We start from the raw sequence: 16,315 nt of genomic DNA, 5'->3' as shown, positions 1-16,315 counted from the left end.
GTGTTGAGCGCGGAGACCGAGCGCGGCACCCCCCTACCGCGCCCCGCTCCGGAGCCATCTCGACGCCCCAGCCCTCCCCTTGAGCCGTCTGGCTGGATGATCCGTTGCGGGTGGATGCACGACGGTATTGATGTCGGGGACTCTAGAGCAAGTCGTAGGGGCCATTCTTACTTTTTACATATTTGACACCTCATCGGTCGTCTGCTGTTCGAACGTTCGATTGTTCGAGCGCCATGCGCGGGCTCCCGCCCGGGCGAACAGCAGGGCCGTGAGGGCGGCGACGGAGACGATGCCCGCTCCCGTGGGGAAGGCGTCCCAGGAGGCGCGGAGCCACCCGGTCAGCAGGACGGTGACGAGCGCGCCCGACGCCGATACGGCGGCGCGGGCCGCCGGTTCGAGCCCCGGCAGCACGGCGTACAGACCGGCGGCGGGCCCGGTGAACAGGAAGAAGAGGACGGTCGGCGCGCGCAGCGCCGAGTCCGCGTCCAGGAGGGCCAGCACCGCGCCGGTGAGGGCGAAGGTGAACGCCGCGCCGGCGAGCACCGTCAGCAGATCGGACGCGGCCGTGCGTTCGACTCCGTTGTTCCGCATGGCCGATTCCGCTCCCCGGGGACATCCGATGCCGGGTCCTCATGCTGCGCAGCGTCCGGAGTTCCGTCAAGCGCCGCCCGACGTTCTTGGCATGAACACTTCCAGTGAAGTCTACTCACTGGTAAGAAAGTTGAGGCAGAGACTCTGCTAAAGGGAGGTTCCATGAAACTGTCCCGATTCGCGGCTTTCTCCTCCTCGCTGCTGCTCGCCGGAGCCCTCGCTCTCGTCGGAGCGGGCCAGGCGAAGGCCGGCGACCGTGCCCTTGCCCTGGACTATGTGGCCCTCGGCGACTCCTACTCCTCCGGGGTCGGCGCCGGCGGCTACGACAGCGCAAGCGGAGACTGCAAGCGCAGCAATCGCGCGTACCCCAGGCTCTGGGCCGCCGCGCACTCACCCTCCTCCTTCGCGTTCACCGCTTGCTCGGGTGCTCTTACGAGTGATGTCACCGCGAGCCAGCTCGCCCCCCTCAGCGCCGCCACCGACCTCGTCTCCCTCTCCGTGGGCGGCAACGACGCCGGCTTCGCCGACGTCATGACCACCTGCGTCCTCCAGTCCGAGACCAACTGCGTCAACCGGGTGAACCGGGCCCGGTCGTACGTCGACACCACCCTCCCCGGCCGGCTCGACAGCGTGTACCGCGCGATCAGTGCCCGCGCCCCCTCCGCCGAGGTCGTCGTCCTCGGCTACCCCCGCTTCTACAAGCTCGCCGGCACCTGTGTCGCCGGTCTGACCGAGCGCGAGCGGTCCGCGATCAACTCGGCCGCCGACCACATCAACACCGCCATCGGCAAGCGCGCGGCCGACCACGGCTTCGCCTTCGCCGATGTGGTGCCCGCCTTCACCGGGCACGAGATCTGCTCCGGCGACGCCTGGCTGCACAGCGTGAACTGGCTCAACATCGGCGACTCCTACCACCCGACCGCCGCCGGTCAGTCGGGCGGCTATCTCCCCGCCTTCAACGCGCAGGTCTGAGCCCCGCCGCCCGGCCCCGGTGGCGCAGATCACATCCGGCCCCCGGGCCGGGCCGTGAGCCGCCGGGGCCGACGGAGGGTGAGCGGGGAGTGCGGACCCGTGAGCAAAGAGTTCGGTGCGGCGGGCGTGGCTCGCGGGGCAGTGGGAAGAATGGACGAGTGGAGACTTGGATCTGTCCAACTCGCCCTGGAAAGCACCGGATTCGTCGAGACGTCGTCAACTCGCGTACGGGTGCGGTGAATCCTGTGGGCGGGATACCTGGCTGTCCTGGTGGGGCGATAGGGTTAACCTGCCCGGGCCGGGTGCGTCGTACGGGTGGGGAGTGACATGGAACAGATAACAGTGCGCAGCAGGGCGCGGGTACCCGCGATCACCTGCGGGAACAGCGCCACAAGCAGGCGTCTCGACCGACATCTGTCGGTGCTCGGCGGTCCCGCCGTGCCCCAGCGCGAGACCGTCGAGGCGACCTCGCTGATGCGCGAGCTGACCTCGCGCGATGTGACACACGACCGGGACCGGGGCAAGGGCGGGGTCTCGCTCTTCGCGCCGCTGCGGAGGCTGCGCCGCACCCTCTTCGGCAGCCGCCACTGACCCACCGTCCCGGCCCCGCCCGACCGGCGCGCGCCCACCCGAGCGCGCGCCTCGGCTCCCGTGTCACCGTCTGTGCGGCCCCGCGCCCAGGCGACCACACCGTCCCGGCGCAGTGCGGCTGACTCCTCGTCCGTCCTCCCCAGGGAGCGCGGCACCGCGCCGGTGTGCTCGCCCGGCGCGGGCACCGTGTCCATGAGCGCCTCCGGCTCCACCCGCCAGGGTGATCGGGGGCAGCAGCGCCCGCGGCGGCCCCGCCGGAGTCTCCACCTCCCGCCACCGCCCCCGGCCGCCACACCGCGGATGTCCGGCCACATTCGCCACCCGGCCAGCGGCACCCGGGCACGGGCCCGGCTCGCGGGCCCGGCCCAGGGCACCCGCTCGGGGTCCCGATCGCTGGGGCGCGCACCCACCTCGTTCACGGGTTCGGGTCGCGGTGGTTCGCGCGCGACGCGGCTCGTCGTGTCCGCGCAGGGGTCCGGCCGGTGATGGCCGGTCCACGGGCCCGGCCCAGGGCCCCGCTCCGGGGTCCGGCCGCGCCTGCCCCCACCCACCCCCGTTGCCGAGCCCGGCCCCCAGTCCACGGGCACAGCTCACAGCAGGGCGAACTGCCCGTCCGGGCCCTCCTCGTGGTGGTCCAGGACCGAGGCGGGTCGCCGGGCGGCGGCGGGTGGTGGCAGGACGCCCGGGAGCGAGGTGATCCGGTCGGCGATCTCCAGCGCGGCCCGCTCGGCCTCCAGCCCGGCCAGCAGGGCCAGTACGGTGATCAGCTCCAGCAGCTCCGATGTCCACTCCGGGAGCCACCCCGCCGGCCGGATCGCCTCCAGGCTCCCCTGCTCCCCGGCGGCCGTCCGCCCCGCGAACCACCGCTCCAGCACCCGGGCGTCCCCGGTGCGGAACTCCCAGGCGGACGCCGGTACGGGGGAGATCCGGCCGTCGCCCAGGCTCAGCACCTCCGTCGCCGGGTCGTATCCGATGGTCCCGGGCCGCTCCGGCAGCGCGGCCCGCACATAGGGCCGCCGCCCGCCCGGCAGCCTCGGCCGCTCCCGGCCCCCGGCACCGCGCAGCTGCGCCGAGAGCAGCCGGCCGCCCAGCTCCACCCCCGCGCGCCAGACCCCGGGGTCGGCGGGCAGCGGGACCGTGGCACCCGCCGGGGAGTGCCCGGCCGCCGCCGCGATCCACCGGAGGATCTCCTCCGGCTCCACCGTCCGCCCGTACCGCCCGCCCAGCGCCTCCCGCAGCCCCGGCGCGAGATTGGGCTCGCTCCCCCCGGGCCTGCGGAACAGCGGCCGGACCCTCCCGGGGCCCGTGTGGCCGTCCGGCAGGACCGCGGACACCAGCACGGCCGGTCCCGGGCGCTCCCCGTCCGGCGAGCACTCGGCCTCGAAGGCGAAGAGCTGCTCCTCGTCCGCCACCCGCCACAGCTCCGGCCGGGCCGCGTCGATCAGCCGGTGGTCCGGGACGATCCACCGCTGGTCGAAGGGGCCGTGCAGCAGCCGCACCGGAGCGGGGCAGCGGCCCGGCTCCCGGGCCAGGGGCCCCGTACCCGCGCGCTGTCCGGGCAGCTGCGCGACGGCGGTGCGCGGGGTGCGGGCCCGGGTGCAGCCGAAGAGCGCGTCCTGCGCCGCCCCCGAGGCGCCCGCCACCGCGTCCCAGCGCGCCACCAGCGACCGCGCGTCCGGACCCATCACCCAGGAACGTCCCAGCCGCAGGGGCCGCACACCCCACGGCATCAGCTCATCGAGCATCGGCATGGGGACATCCTCCCCGAACCCGCCCCCGCACGCCTCCGTCACCCCTGCGTCACCCCTGCCAGGGGCGGGGCCCGGCCCCGGCCGTGCCCCGCGCGCGCCCCCTCCGGCGGTCACCGCCGGCGGCTCACTCCGCGTCGACGGTCACCGAGAACGAGAAGCGGTCACCCCGGTAGCGGATGCGCGCCACGTCGACCACCCGCCCGTCGGTGTCGCAGGTCACCCCCGTGTAGTGCAGGATCGGGCTGAGCAGCGGCACCTCCAGCAGCTCCGCCGTGCGCGGGTCCGCGAGCCGGGCCTCCACGGTGTCCGTGATCCGGCCGATCCGCACCCCCACCGAGTCGCGCAGCACCTTGGTCATCGGCCACCGCTCCAGGTCCTTCACCTCCAGCCGGGCCGCGATGTCCGGACGGACGGTGTTCTCCGCCCAGTTGACCGGCTCGCCGCTCTCGCCGTCACAGCGCAGCCGGCGGTAGACCACCGTCTCCGCCAGATCCGGGAAGTACTCGGCCAGCTCGCCGGGGACCGGTTCGGGGCCGTGGTCGAGGATGGTCGTCAGCTCCCCCGACTGCTGCGCCACGATGGCGTCGATCGAGCCCAGCAGCCGGCGCGGCGCACCCCTGCGCACCCCCGGTTCGATAAAGGTCCCCCGCCGCCGGTGGCGGCTGATCAGGCCCTCGGCCTCCAGCTCCTTGAGGGCCTGGCGCATGGTCAGCACACTCACCCCGTAGTGCGCGGCGAGCTGCTCCTCGGTGGGCAGCCGCAGGGAGGACTCGGGGGTGCGGCCGAGTATCGAGGCGCGCAGCGACTGCGAGACCTGGTACCACAGCGGCAGCTTGCGGTTCAGGATCAGCGAGTCGGGGGCGAAGGAGGAGGTCACGGGGGCTCCGTCTCTCCGGGTCAGGGCTTATCAGGACGGGAAATGACGTTCAAGACCCTGCCACACCCCGTCGTACCCCTGTTGCAGATGGCCCGCGTTCGCCGCCTGCCCGGTCGCCGTCAGCGGCCACCGGGTCTCGAACATGAAGGCGAGCCCGTCGTCGATCCTCTGCGGCCTCAGCTCGGCGGCGCTCGCCCGGTCGAAGGTCTCCCGGTCGGGCCCGTGCGCCGACATCATGTTGTGGAGCGAGCCGCCGCCGGGGACGAAGCCCTCGGCCTTGGCGTCGTACGCGCCCTCGATCAGGCCCATGTACTCGCTCATCACATTGCGGTGGAAGTACGGCGGCCGGAAGGTGTCCTCGCCGACCAGCCAGCGGGGCGCGAAGACCACGAAGTCGACACCGGCGAGCCCCGGGGTGTCGGAGGGCGAGGTCAGCACCGTGAAGATCGAGGGGTCCGGGTGGTCGTAGGAGATGGACCCGATGACATTGAAGCGGCGCAGATCGTAGACATAGGGGACATGGCTGCCGTGCCAGGCGACCACATCGAGCGGCGAGTGGTCGTACTCGGCGGCCCAGAGGTTGCCGCAGAACCGGGTCACGACCTCCACCGGCCGTTCCACGTCCTCGTACGCCGCGACCGGCGCGAGGAAGTCGCGCGCGTTGGCGAGGCCGTTGGCGCCGATGGGTCCGAGGTCCGGCAGGTGGAAGGGCTGGCCGTAGTTCTCGCAGACGTATCCGCGCGCCCGCTCGTCGAGCAGCTCCACCCGGAAGCGGACCCCGCGCGGGATCAGCGCCACCTCGCCGGGGCGGGCGGCGAGCACCCCCAGTTCGGTGACGAGGAGGAGCCCGCCCAGCTCGGGGACGATCAGCAGCTCGCCGTCCGCGTCGCCGAAGACCCGGTCCACCATGGGCGCGTTGGCGTGGTAGAGGTGCACGGCCATCCCGGTGCGCTGGGCGGCATCGCCGTTGCCGCCGAGCGTCCACAGACCGGCCAGCCAGTCGGTGCCGGGCGGCGGCTCCGGCAGCGGGTTCCACCGCAGCCGGTTGGGGTCGGGGGCGGTCTCGGTGAAGGGCGCGCCGCGCAGGGCGCCATTGCCGGTGCGGCGCAGCGGGGGGTGGGCGGCGGACGGCCGGATGCGGTAGAGCCAGGAGCGCCGGTTGCGGGCGCGCGGCTCGGTGAAGGCGGAGCCGCTCAACTGCTCCGCGTACAGACCGAGCGGCGCGCGCTGGGGCGCGTTCCGTCCCAGTGGGAGGGCTCCGGGGAGCGCCTCCGAGCTGTGCTCGTTGCCGAAGCCGGGGGAGTACCCCAGTGTCCCGGCGGTCTTCCGCGCCCGCTCCATGGCCTGCTCGATGCCGCTCATCGCCGCTCCCGGTACTGAAAGCCGAAAGGAATCCTATGGGTCACCGTAGGATTGACGGCGGGCCCCGTCAACGGCCGCCGCCCCGGCGCGGCGCGCGCGGGCGGGGGTGCGCCGGGCGGCGCCGGGGGTGCCCCAGGGGCCGGCCGGAGGGGCCGCCGGGGGTGCGCGCCGGGTCCGCCGGAGGGGCCGCCCGGGGTGCGTCAAGGGCGGCTCCGGGGCCCCGCTCCTCGGCATCTCCGTGCTGACCTGGGGTTTTGCTCGTATTGCTCACAGGTCAACATCTTGTTAACAGCTTTTGACGGGCCCTAACGTCATCCGGACCGCCGCCTCCGGTGGGAGTTCAAGGATGAACGTTAGGTAACCCCATGCTGACAATCCTCGGCTTCGCCATGATCGCGACCTTCCTGGTCCTGATCATGATGAAGAAGATGACGCCCATCGCGGCGCTGGTCCTGATCCCCGCACTCTTCTGCGTACTCGTCGGCAAGGGCGCGCATCTCGGGGACTACGTCATCGAAGGCGTCGGCAACCTTGCCCCCACCGCCGCGATGCTGATGTTCGCCATCATCTATTTCGGTGTGATGATCGACGTCGGGCTCTTCGACCCGATCGTCCGGGGCATCCTGCGGTTCTGCAAGGCCGACCCGATGCGGGTCGTGGTCGGTACGGCGCTGCTCGCCGCGATCGTCTCGCTGGACGGCGACGGCTCCACCACCTTCATGATCACCGTCTCGGCGATGTATCCGCTCTACAAGCGCCTGGGGATGAGCCTGGTCGTGATGACCGGTATCGCCGCCACCGCGAACGGTGTGATGAACACCGTGCCGTGGGGCGGGCCCACCGCCCGCGCGGCGACCGCGCTGAAGCTGGACGCGGCCGACATCTTCGTGCCGATGATCCCGGCGCTCGCCGTGGGGCTCCTCTTCGTCTTCATCCTCGCCTATGTGCTGGGCATGCGGGAGCGCAAGCGCCTCGGCTACCTCTCCCTGGACGAGGCGCTGGTGCCGGAGTCCGAGACGGTGCTGGTGAAGACCGGCGGCGGCAAGGGCGGCAGGACCGGCAAGGCGTCCGAGGCCGCGAAGGGCTCGGGCTCCGGCGCCGGCTCCGCCCCGGGCGAGGACTCCGCCGCTCCGGCCCCCGGTGCCGCCGACGACGGCCTCCAGGGTCTCGACCCCAACCGCGAGACCCTGCGCCCCAAGCTCTACTGGTTCAACGCCGGCCTCACCATCACGCTGCTCACCGCGATGATCATGGAGCTGCTGCCCATCCCGGTGCTCTTCCTCCTCGGCGCGGCCCTCGCCCTCACCGTGAACTACCCGAAGATGGCCGACCAGAAGGCCCGTATCGGCGCCCACTCCGAGAATGTCGTCAACGTCGCCGGCATGGTCTTCGCCGCCGCCGTCTTCACCGGAGTCCTCACCGGCACCGGCATGGTCAAGAGCATGGCCGACTGGCTCGTCGGCGCCATCCCCGAGGGCATGGGCCCGCACATGGCCATCGTCACCGGACTGCTCAGCCTCCCGCTCACCTACTTCATGTCCAACGACGGCTTCTACTTCGGTGTGCTGCCCGTCCTCGCCGAGGCCGGCGCCGCCCACGGGATCTCCCCGCTGGAGATCGCCCGCGCCTCCCTGGTCGGCCAGGCCCTGCACATGTCCAGCCCGCTGGTCCCCGCCGTCTACGTCCTCGTCGGCATGGCCAAGGTGGAGTTCGGCGACCACACCAGGTTCACCGTGAAGTGGGCCGCGCTCACCTCGCTCGTGGTGCTCGCCGCCGGAGTCCTCTTCGGCATCATCTGACCCCGCCCGCCCCGCTCGGGGCGGGAAAACGGCCCCCGGAAATGAGAAGCCCCTCATAATTCCGGGGGCCGTTGCCGTACATGGGCCGGTGGAACGGTAAAAGCCCTGGTTAAACATCCGTCGCGACGATTCCCCGGCCGGGGATAGTCGGCTATTTTCAAGCGTCTCAGCCGATCCCCATCTGCCCCGGCGGGACCCCCACATGACGCGCGCCATTTCACTGCACAATGTCAGCAAGCGATACGGGAGGGCGGCACCGCGAGCCGTCGACCGATTCACGCTCTCCGTCGAACCGGGAGAATTCCTGGTCCTCCTCGGCCCGTCCGGCTGCGGAAAGTCCACCGTCCTGCGCATGATCGCGGGCCTGGAGGCGATCACCGACGGCGAGCTGCGGATCGACGGCGAGCGGGCCAACGACATGCTCCCCCGCGACCGCGATATCGCCATGGTGTTCCAGAACTTCGCCCTCTATCCGAACATGACCAACCGAGACAACATCGGCTTTCCCCTGAGGGTGGAGAACCCCCGGGAGGACCGCGGTCCCCGGGTCGACGCCACCGCCCGGAAGCTCGGTATCGAGGATGTCCTCGACCGCTACCCGAGCCAGCTCTCCGGCGGCGAACGCCAGCGGGTCGCGATGGGCCGGGCCATCTCGCGCCGGCCCTCCGTCTTTCTGATGGACGAGCCGCTCTCCAACATCGACGCCAAGTTACGCAATCAGCTCCGCGCCGAAATCGCCCAGCTCACCCAGGAAATGGGTGTCACCACCATATATGTCACCCATGACCAGGCCGAGGCCATGTCGCTCGGCGACCGGGTCGCGGTGATGCGCGGCGGGGTGCTCCAGCAGACGGGCGCCCCGCGCGACATCTACGCCCTGCCGGAGAACATCTTCGTCGCCGCCTTCATCGGCACCCCCCGGATCAACCTCCTCCAGGCCGTGGTCCACGCGCCGGTCAATGGCCGGATGACCCTGGACCTCGGCCGCCAGTCGCTGACCCTGCCCGAGCCCCTCAGCGTCGACCACCAGCTGCTCCGCATCCAGCAGGGCCGGCCGATCGTCGTCGGGCTGCGCTCGGAGGCCACCAGGATCGGTCTGCCGAGCCAGGCCAGACCCGGTGAGGTGCCGCTCACCGGGATGGTCGAGCACACCGACTACCAGGGCCACGAGGCGCTGGTCCACCTCGGCATCGGCTCCCGGCCCGCCGTCGTCGCCGATCTGGAGTCGCCCCGCCCGGTGGGCTCCCCGCGCCGCCGCAGACCCCGCGGCGGCCCGGGGGTGCTGGGCCGGCTCAAGGAACTGGCCGCCGCCCAGATCCCCGGCCCCACCACGGTCACCGTCGGCGGACCGGAGCGGCGGCCCTACGACCCGTACGCCTCCTACGATCCCTCCCGGGCCCCCGGCGCGGGCTCGCTGGTCGTCCGCACCGGCCCGCACCTCTGGCTCCAGCGCGGTGCCCAGGTGCCGCTGCTGGTCGATCTGGCGCAGCTGTACGTCTTCGACCACCACGGCCGCAGAATCTGTCCGGCCCCCGCCGATCTGCTCGGTTCCGAAGTGTGAAGGAGGGGTGAATCCGGGCACCCGCGTTCCCGGGGGCCGACACTGTTGCGCGGGTGCGCACGACCGACGCAGTCCGAGGAGTCCCATGAAAGCCCACGACGCGCTGTACATCGGCGGACGGTGGCGGCCCGCCGCCACCGCGGACACCATCGCGGTGGTGAACCCCGCCGACGAGCGGGTCATCGCCCATGTCCCGGCCGGTACCGCCGAGGACATCGACACCGCCGTCCGCGCCGCCCGCCGGGCCCTGCCCGGCTGGGCCGCCACCCCGCCCGGCGCCCGCGCGGCCCGGATCGCCGCGCTCCGGGACGCCCTCGCGGCCCGGACCGAGGAGATCGCCGCCACCGTCACCGCCGAACTCGGCGCCCCGCCCGCCCTCGCCCGCCCGGTGCACGTCGGACTCCCGGTCGCGGTCGCCGGCTCCTACGCCGAACTGGCCGCGACCCACCTCTTCGAGGAGACCATCGGCAACTCCACCGTCCTGCTGGAACCGGTCGGAGTGGTCGGCGCGATCACCCCGTGGAACTATCCGCTGCACCAGATCGTCGCCAAGGCCGCCCCCGCGCTCGCCGCGGGCTGCACCGTCGTCGTGAAACCGGCCGAGGACACCCCGCTCACCGCCCAGCGGTTCGCCGAGGCCGTCCACGACGCGGGGATTCCCCCGGGCGTGGTCAATGTGGTGACCGGGCTCGGCGAGGTCGCCGGGGCCGCCCTCGCCGCGCACGAGGACGTCGATCTGATCTCCTTCACCGGCTCCACGGAGGTCGGGCGGCGGATCGGCGCGATCGCCGGCGGCGCCGTCAAGAGGGTCGCGCTGGAGCTGGGCGGCAAGTCCGCCAATGTCATCCTGCCGGGCGCGGATCTCACCCGGGCGGTCACCGCCGGTATCGCCCAGGTGATGCTGAACTCCGGCCAGACGTGCAGCGCCTGGAGCCGGATGCTGGTCCACCGCGACCAGTACGAGGAGGCGGTGGCCCTCGCGGCCGGCGCGGTCTCCGCGTACGTCCCCGGGGAGCGGATCGGGCCCCTGGTCAGCGACCGCCAGCGGCAGCGGGTGCGCGGCCACATCGAGAAGGGCGTCGCCGAGGGCGCCCGGCTGGTCGCGGGCGGCCCCACCCCGCCGCTCGCCGCCGGCTACTACGTCAGCCCCACCGTCTTCGCCGATGTGACCCCGGGGATGACGATCGCCCAGGAGGAGATCTTCGGCCCGGTGGTGGCGCTGCTGCGGTACGAGGACGAGGAGGACGCCCTCCGGATTGCCAACGGCACCGTCTACGGCCTGGGCGGCGCGGTCTGGGCCGCCGACGACGCGCGGGCCGTCGCCTTCGCCCGCCGGATGGACACCGGTCAGGTCGACATCAACGGCGGACGGTTCAACCCGCTCGCGCCGTTCGGCGGCTACAAGCAGTCGGGGGTCGGCCGGGAGCTGGGGGCGCACGGGCTGGCGGAGTACCTCCAGACCAAGTCGCTCCAGCTCTGACGCCGAAAGGCGCGGGGGCCGGTCCCGTCAGGGGCCGGTTCCCGGCGCGGGGTGGGCGGCGGCCGGCTCGGCCGCGGCCGCCGGGGTCCGGGCCCGCGAGCGCGAGACCGCCACCCCCGCGAGACAGAGCGCGCCGCCCGCCAGGGTCAGCGGCCCCGGCACCTCGTCCAGCACCAGCCACGACATCAGCACCACCAGCGCCGGGACCGCGTAGGTGGTCGCGCCCATCCGCCCGGCCGTCGTACGGGCCAGGGCGTACGCCCAGGTGGTCACCGCCAGCGCGGTCGGGAACACCCCCAGATAGACCATGTTCAGGGTGGCGGACAGCGGCGCCCGCCCGGCCTCGCCGATCAGCTGTCCGGTGAACGGCAGACAGACCGCCGTTCCGGCGAGCGCGCCGAAGGCGGTCACCTGGAGCGCGCTCGCGTGGGCCAGCGCGGGCTTCTGCGCCACCACCCCGCCCGCGTACCCCACCGCCGCCAGCAGACAGAGCACCACGCCGAGCGGGGACGCCCCGCCCGCCCCGGACATCGAGAGCCCCACGGTCACCGCGCCCGCGAACGACACCGCCATCCCGGCGAGCAGCCGCGGTGGCAGCGCCTCGCCGAGCAGCCGGGCCCCGAGCAGCGCGATCAGCACCGGGCCGATGTTCACGATCATCGCGGCGGTCCCCGCGTCCACCTCCTGCTCGCCCCAGTTGAGCACCACCATGTAGACGCCGAACCAGAGCACCCCCGAGACCGCGATCCCCGGCCACGCGGCGCGCGGCGGCAGCCCCTCCCGCCGGATCAGCAGCACACAGCCGAGCACCAGCGAAGCGGCGAGCAGCCGTCCGAGCGCGAGGGCGCCGGGCGAGTACGACTCGCCGGCGCTGCGGATCGAGACGAACGCGGAGGCCCAGAGGACCACGGTGACAGCGGCGGCGGCCACGGTGGGCCAGGGCGCCCGGGCGGGGGAGGGGATGGGTTCTGGCATGCCCCTGACGTTAGGCCGTCTCCCGTGGATCTTGCCGGGTGCCCCGGGCCCGTGCCGGGGCCGTGCGCGCCACGCCCCGCGCGCAGTCCTAAGCGCTTGCTCACCCCAAGGTATGGTGGTCCCTTCACTGACAAGAGAGGCACGCCATGACTGCGGCCGATGGAACCACCGGCGAGAGCGCGCCGTGGGGTGAGGTCGCCCCCGAGGCGGCGCGGAAGCTGCTGGTCGCCGCCGTCGAGGCCTTCGCCGAGCGGGGCTACCACGCGACCACGACCCGGGACATCGCCGGCCGCGCGGGCATGAGCCCCGCCGCGCTGTACATCCACTACAAGACCAAGGAGGAGCTGCTCCACCGCATCAGCGGAATCGGGCACGCCCGGGCCCTGGAGGTCCTCACGGCCGCCTCCGAGCGCGGCACCACCCCCGGTGAGCGGCTCGCCGAGGCCGTCAGCTCCTTCGTCCGCTGGCACGCCGGACGCCACAACACCGCCCGTGTGGTGCAGTACGAACTCGACGCCCTCTCCGCCGAGCACCGCGCCGAGATCGTGGAGCTGCGCCGCCGCAGCAGCGCGGTGGTCCGCGAGATCCTGCTCGACGGTGTGGCGAGCGGTGAGTTCGACGTCCCCGATGTCCCCGGGACCACCCTCGCCGTGCTCTCGCTCTGCATCGACGTGGCGCGCTGGTTCAACGTCAACGGCCACCGCACGCCCGAGGAGGTCGGCGCGCTCTACGCGGACCTGGTGCTGCGCATGGTCAGCGGCCCTCCGCCGCGACCGGGCGCCCAGCGGTAGCCGCCGCTCAGAAGTAGTAGCGGGACACCGAGTCGGCGACGCACACCGGCTTCTCGCCGCCCTCGCGCTCGACCGTCACCAGCGCCGTCACCTGGACGCCGCCCCCCGCGTCCACCGCGCTCCGCAGCTCCGCCGTCGCCCGCAGCCGCGATCCCACCGGGACGGGCGCGGGGAACCGGACCTTGTCGGTCCCGTAGTTGAGCCCCATGCGCATCCCCTCGACCCGCAGCACCTGCGGCACCAGCGCGGGCAGCAGCGAGAGGGTGAGATAGCCGTGGGCGATGGTCGTCCCGAAGGGGCCGGCCGCCGCGCGCTCCGGGTCCACATGAATCCACTGGTGGTCGCCGGTCGCCTCGGCGAAGAGGTCGATCCGCCGCTGGTCGATCTCCAGCCAGTCGCTGTACCCCAGCCGCTCGCCGACCCCGGCGCGCAGCTCGTCGGCGGAGGTGAAGATCCTCGGCTCGGCCATCTCGGGACTCCCGCCTCTCGGTGATCCGGCTACCTGAGCGCTTGCTCAGCATGGTGGGACGCGAGTGTTCTGTCAACGGAGACCCACTAGGGTGGGAGGGGTGTCTCAGTTTCCCGAGAAGACTCAAGAGCTCACGGTCGGTCAGTTGTCGGCGCGCAGCGGCGCGGCCGTCTCCGCGCTTCACTTCTACGAGGCCAAAGGGCTGATCTCCAGCCGCAGGACCAGCGGCAACCAGCGCCGCTACACCAGGGACACGCTCCGCCGGGTGGCCTTCGTCCGCGCGGCCCAGCGGGTCGGCATCCCGCTCGCCACCATCCGGGAGGCGCTCGCGGAACTGCCCGAGGAGCGCACTCCCGACCGCGACGACTGGGCCCGGCTCTCCCACACCTGGCGCAAGGAACTGGACGAGCGGATCAAACAGCTCGGCCGGCTGCGGGACCATCTCACCGACTGCATCGGCTGCGGCTGTCTCTCGCTGGAGACCTGTGTGCTGTCCAACCCGGAGGACGAGTTCGGGCGGCGGATGGCCGGTTCACGGCTGATGCCGGTCCGGTACGAGGAGACCCGCTGAGGAGGCCGCCGGGGTGGGATCGTCCGGGGGCGCGGGCCCGCACCCCCGTGACGGGCCCACCCTCCGGCCCGTCGGGGCCGCCGGCACACCGGCGCCGGCGCATCGGCTCCGCACCCGGCTGCCGCCCCTCACTCTCCGGGCCGCGAATCCGGTGGAACCACGTATTTTCCATCTGGTAGGAGAACGGCGCCCGCCCCCGGGCGTACGGCGGCGGTCCGTGTCCGGCGGAGCCCGCCACCGCCCGCCCTCAGGCGACCGACGCGAGCTGCCGGCGTCCCGCCTCCTTGGCCGCCACCACGGCCCCGGACGTCAGAACGGGCCGCGGCACCACAATGCCGCAGCCCGTGCAGACCGTCCCGCTTCCCGGCTCGTTCGCCAGATCCTGCCGCCACACCATCCGGGTGGCGGCGCAGACCGGACAGGACTCTCCGGGTTCGTTCTCCAGCGCGGCGATCAGCCGCCGCAGCACCTCGTCCAGCGGGGCCGACGGATGACAGCGCGGGCTGTCGCAGCGCGCCACCCCGTACCCGCCCCAGGTCCGCCGGTGCCAGTCGTCGATGGACGCCGGGCGGCGCAGTCCGTCGTGCTTCTCGCGCTTGCGGCGGTCCGCGAAGCTCTCCTCGTACGCGAGCCACACGGCCCGCGCCTCTTCCAGTTCCTCCAGCGCGGCCACCAGCCGCGCCGGATCGGGCGCCCGGTCCTCGGGCTCGATGCCGTGCCGCACACACAGATGATCCCAGGTCGCCCGGTGCCCATAAGGGGCGAATCGTTCAAGGCACTTGCGCAGCGAGTAACGGCGCAGTGCCAGATCGCACCGCCCGTCGCGCACCTGTCTCGCAAGACTCCGGAAACCGGCCATTCGCAACTCCACCTCCGTCGCTCGTACATCGGCGTTGGTGTTGTGACGTACGAGTTCCCCATCCGGCTCCATCGAAAATCCGATGGACCCCATCAAGGAAATGTCGGCCTCCGCTTCCAGGGGAGGCGGCACTCCGCACCTCTCGGTGACGGCCACCCGACGCCGTCTCCCGCTCCTGCCCCGAAGAACGGCGGACATGACCCCCCGTACCGGAAATCGACCAAATCCGGTCGGCGGGGTTCCGGTCAGCCGCCCCTTCGGCCCGGCGCGGACCGGCCGCCCGCGCGCCCCGGCGCGGTCAGCCGCCCATCCGGCCCGCCAGCACGATCAGCCGTGCCAGCTCCCGGTGGCAGATGTCGCTGTGCGCACCGGCCGGCGCCCCGCCGCGCCGTACCACCGACGCCGTGTCCACGCTCACACACCCCGAGCGCGGAACCCCCCGGGCCAGCGCCTCCTCCAGCGTCAGACGCACCGAGGGCGGGCGGACCGCCTGGAGGCCGCTGTGCCCGACCGCCCACCAGCGCCGGTCGGGCCAGACGGGGTGGCGGTCGTCCCCGGCGAGCCGGGACGCCAGGGGGTAGTCCTCGCCGAGCGCGCTGTCGTACCGCGAGTGACAGGCCACCACCGGCCCGTCCACCCGCTGCTCCATGGCCCGCAGCGCACCGGAGTGCTGTGCCGCGTGCGGCAGGCTCGGCGCGAACGCGTAGTGCGAGAAGGCCCCCTGGAGCAGGGTCACCGACTTCACCGTCCGTACCCCGTCGGGCAGTCCGCGCAGGGCGAAGGCGACCAGCCGCGCGCCCTGGCTGTGGCCCACGAGGTGCACCCGTATCCCGGGGCGGCCGCGGGCGAGCTGCCCCAGCAGCGGCCCCAGCCCCAGCTCACCGACGGCGCCGGCCCGGCGCTTCATGGCGTAGTACGTGGTCTGCCGGAGCAGCTCCTTGGCGCCGCGCCACACCCGCTCGGCCCCGCCCGTCCCGGCCGCCGGCGCCCGTCCGGTCCGCTCCAGCGCGAGGGCGAACATCCGGCAGAGATCCAGGGTGTCCTCGTACAGCAGAGCCGGCGGGCCCTGCTCCTCCTGCGGGAGGTCGTCCGTGAAACAGCTCTCCAGACCGCCCGCCGGGGCCTCGGAGAGCAGCCGGGCCAGCCGGCCGAACTCCGTGAACGCGGCCCGGGACTCCGGCCGCTCCCGCAGCAGCGCGGCGAGGCGCGCGACCGTGGCCTCGTGCCCCGGGAAGAGCGCGGTGAGCGCGGACCGGGTGGCGCCGTCCAGCCCCCCGTCCGGGCCGGTGTCCCATCCCCGGTCCGCGCCCGCGCCCGGGTCCGCCGCCGGGTCCGTCGCCGTCCCCGGCACCGGCTCGTCGGCGAACCGCATCGACGGCCACACGATCCCCGCGTACCCCAGCCGCACCCCCGCCGCCAGCAGCCCGGGGAAGGGGGCGAAGAAGGCGGAGTGGAGCACGGCGGCGGTGGCGGGGGAGTTGTTCCGGCCATGCGCGAAGAGCACCAGATCGGTGGCTTCCAGCCGCATCAGCCGATCGCGGCCCGCTTCCCCGATGTCGCCGTCCCGGCTGAAGACAATGTCCTGATACGGCTGCACGCTCATGTCCGGCATGACGGCCCCTCCCCGTTACATCCGCTTCTGTCAGAAGCATGCGGCGGAGGGGGA

Annotated in this window: 15 protein-coding genes; 7 read left to right on the top strand and 8 right to left on the bottom strand. The window is 72.9% G+C overall.

Translation table 11 applies throughout. The features are described 5' to 3' along the window. Window positions 1-174: 174 nt before the first annotated feature. Complete coding sequence (locus ABT122_RS16865) at window positions 175-591, bottom strand: hypothetical protein (protein WP_351551856.1); 417 nt, start codon at window positions 589-591, stop codon at window positions 175-177. Window positions 592-753: 162 nt separating this feature from the next. Here ABT122_RS16865 and ABT122_RS16860 point away from each other — a divergent pair, with 162 nt between their 5' ends. Both ABT122_RS16860 and ABT122_RS16855 read left to right on the top strand, forming a co-directional pair. Then, window positions 754-1,563, top strand: a complete 810-nt coding sequence (locus ABT122_RS16860) for an SGNH/GDSL hydrolase family protein (protein WP_351551853.1) — start codon at window positions 754-756, stop codon at window positions 1,561-1,563. 327 nt (window positions 1,564-1,890) lie between these two features. Next, a complete protein-coding gene (locus ABT122_RS16855) occupies window positions 1,891-2,154 on the top strand; it encodes a hypothetical protein (RefSeq protein ID WP_351551850.1) in 264 nt (87 codons plus the stop codon). Between the two features lie 590 nt (window positions 2,155-2,744). Here ABT122_RS16855 and ABT122_RS16850 read toward each other — a convergent pair. From ABT122_RS16850 to hmgA, 3 genes are all read right to left on the bottom strand, one after another. Continuing rightward, window positions 2,745-3,905, bottom strand: coding sequence for a type ISP restriction/modification enzyme (locus tag ABT122_RS16850; protein WP_351551847.1), 1,161 nt, complete (start codon window positions 3,903-3,905; stop codon window positions 2,745-2,747). Window positions 3,906-4,029: 124 nt separating this feature from the next. Continuing rightward, window positions 4,030-4,782 (bottom strand): GntR family transcriptional regulator, encoded by a 753-nt coding sequence (locus ABT122_RS16845; RefSeq protein WP_351551844.1) that lies wholly within the window; start codon window positions 4,780-4,782, stop codon window positions 4,030-4,032. A 30-nt stretch (window positions 4,783-4,812) separates the two neighbouring features. After that, complete coding sequence (gene hmgA, locus ABT122_RS16840) at window positions 4,813-6,144, bottom strand: homogentisate 1,2-dioxygenase (protein ID WP_351551842.1); 1,332 nt, start codon at window positions 6,142-6,144, stop codon at window positions 4,813-4,815. A 365-nt stretch (window positions 6,145-6,509) separates the two neighbouring features. On the opposite strand from hmgA, the gene ABT122_RS16835 reads away from it, so the two are divergent. The 3 genes from ABT122_RS16835 (at window position 6,510) to ABT122_RS16825 (ending at window position 10,984) form a co-directional block, all read left to right on the top strand. Next, window positions 6,510-7,943, top strand: a complete 1,434-nt coding sequence (locus tag ABT122_RS16835; RefSeq protein WP_351551839.1) for a CitMHS family transporter — start codon at window positions 6,510-6,512, stop codon at window positions 7,941-7,943. Window positions 7,944-8,145: 202 nt separating this feature from the next. Continuing rightward, window positions 8,146-9,504 (top strand): ABC transporter ATP-binding protein, encoded by a 1,359-nt coding sequence (locus tag ABT122_RS16830; RefSeq protein ID WP_351551836.1) that lies wholly within the window; start codon window positions 8,146-8,148, stop codon window positions 9,502-9,504. A gap of 85 nt (window positions 9,505-9,589) precedes the next feature. Further along, complete coding sequence (locus ABT122_RS16825; RefSeq protein ID WP_351551833.1) at window positions 9,590-10,984, top strand: aldehyde dehydrogenase family protein; 1,395 nt, start codon at window positions 9,590-9,592, stop codon at window positions 10,982-10,984. A gap of 27 nt (window positions 10,985-11,011) precedes the next feature. Here ABT122_RS16825 and ABT122_RS16820 read toward each other — a convergent pair whose 3' ends face one another. Then, on the bottom strand, window positions 11,012-11,959 hold the full coding sequence (locus tag ABT122_RS16820; protein ID WP_351551831.1) for a DMT family transporter: 948 nt from the start codon (window positions 11,957-11,959) through the stop codon (window positions 11,012-11,014). A 146-nt stretch (window positions 11,960-12,105) separates the two neighbouring features. On the opposite strand from ABT122_RS16820, the gene ABT122_RS16815 reads away from it, so the two are divergent. Then, on the top strand, window positions 12,106-12,750 hold the full coding sequence (locus tag ABT122_RS16815; protein ID WP_351551828.1) for a TetR/AcrR family transcriptional regulator: 645 nt from the start codon (window positions 12,106-12,108) through the stop codon (window positions 12,748-12,750). Window positions 12,751-12,757: 7 nt separating this feature from the next. Here ABT122_RS16815 and ABT122_RS16810 read toward each other — a convergent pair whose 3' ends face one another. After that, entirely contained in the window at window positions 12,758-13,219 is a 462-nt protein-coding gene (locus ABT122_RS16810; protein ID WP_351551825.1) for a MaoC family dehydratase, read from the bottom strand. Window positions 13,220-13,319: 100 nt separating this feature from the next. Here ABT122_RS16810 and soxR point away from each other — a divergent pair, with 100 nt between their 5' ends. After that, window positions 13,320-13,790, top strand: coding sequence for a redox-sensitive transcriptional activator SoxR (gene soxR, locus ABT122_RS16805; protein WP_351551823.1), 471 nt, complete (start codon window positions 13,320-13,322; stop codon window positions 13,788-13,790). A gap of 247 nt (window positions 13,791-14,037) precedes the next feature. Here soxR and ABT122_RS16800 read toward each other — a convergent pair whose 3' ends face one another. Together ABT122_RS16800 and ABT122_RS16795 are read right to left on the bottom strand one after the other, a co-directional pair. Further along, the gene (locus ABT122_RS16800) at window positions 14,038-14,649 is read right to left on the bottom strand and encodes a hypothetical protein (protein ID WP_351551986.1); all 612 of its coding nucleotides are present in this window, start codon (window positions 14,647-14,649) and stop codon (window positions 14,038-14,040) included. Between the two features lie 298 nt (window positions 14,650-14,947). Beyond that, a complete protein-coding gene (locus ABT122_RS16795; RefSeq protein ID WP_351551983.1) occupies window positions 14,948-16,252 on the bottom strand; it encodes a serine-threonine protein kinase in 1,305 nt (434 codons plus the stop codon). Between the last annotated feature and the right edge of the window lie 63 nt (window positions 16,253-16,315).

This window comes from Streptomyces sp. NPDC001985 (assembly GCF_040296845.1).
Taxonomy (GTDB): domain Bacteria; phylum Actinomycetota; class Actinomycetes; order Streptomycetales; family Streptomycetaceae; genus Streptomyces.
This window is presented reverse-complemented; position numbering and strand designations above follow the sequence as displayed.

What these genes read in the sequence shown, in the direction of transcription:
- hmgA (WP_351551842.1), bottom strand. Translation starts at nt 6,144, where the DNA reads ATGAGCGGCATCGAGCAGGCCATGGAGCGGGCGCGGAAGACCGCCGGG.
- ABT122_RS16850 (WP_351551847.1), bottom strand. Translation starts at nt 3,905, where the DNA reads ATGCCGATGCTCGATGAGCTGATGCCGTGGGGTGTGCGGCCCCTGCGG.
- ABT122_RS16830 (WP_351551836.1), top strand. Translation starts at nt 8,146, where the DNA reads ATGACGCGCGCCATTTCACTGCACAATGTCAGCAAGCGATACGGGAGG.
- ABT122_RS16855 (WP_351551850.1), top strand. Translation starts at nt 1,891, where the DNA reads ATGGAACAGATAACAGTGCGCAGCAGGGCGCGGGTACCCGCGATCACC.
- ABT122_RS16800 (WP_351551986.1), bottom strand. Translation starts at nt 14,649, where the DNA reads ATGGCCGGTTTCCGGAGTCTTGCGAGACAGGTGCGCGACGGGCGGTGC.
- ABT122_RS16835 (WP_351551839.1), top strand. Translation starts at nt 6,510, where the DNA reads ATGCTGACAATCCTCGGCTTCGCCATGATCGCGACCTTCCTGGTCCTG.
- ABT122_RS16825 (WP_351551833.1), top strand. Translation starts at nt 9,590, where the DNA reads ATGAAAGCCCACGACGCGCTGTACATCGGCGGACGGTGGCGGCCCGCC.
- ABT122_RS16795 (WP_351551983.1), bottom strand. Translation starts at nt 16,252, where the DNA reads ATGAGCGTGCAGCCGTATCAGGACATTGTCTTCAGCCGGGACGGCGAC.
- ABT122_RS16815 (WP_351551828.1), top strand. Translation starts at nt 12,106, where the DNA reads ATGACTGCGGCCGATGGAACCACCGGCGAGAGCGCGCCGTGGGGTGAG.
- ABT122_RS16820 (WP_351551831.1), bottom strand. Translation starts at nt 11,959, where the DNA reads ATGCCAGAACCCATCCCCTCCCCCGCCCGGGCGCCCTGGCCCACCGTG.
- ABT122_RS16865 (WP_351551856.1), bottom strand. Translation starts at nt 591, where the DNA reads ATGCGGAACAACGGAGTCGAACGCACGGCCGCGTCCGATCTGCTGACG.
- ABT122_RS16810 (WP_351551825.1), bottom strand. Translation starts at nt 13,219, where the DNA reads ATGGCCGAGCCGAGGATCTTCACCTCCGCCGACGAGCTGCGCGCCGGG.
- ABT122_RS16860 (WP_351551853.1), top strand. Translation starts at nt 754, where the DNA reads ATGAAACTGTCCCGATTCGCGGCTTTCTCCTCCTCGCTGCTGCTCGCC.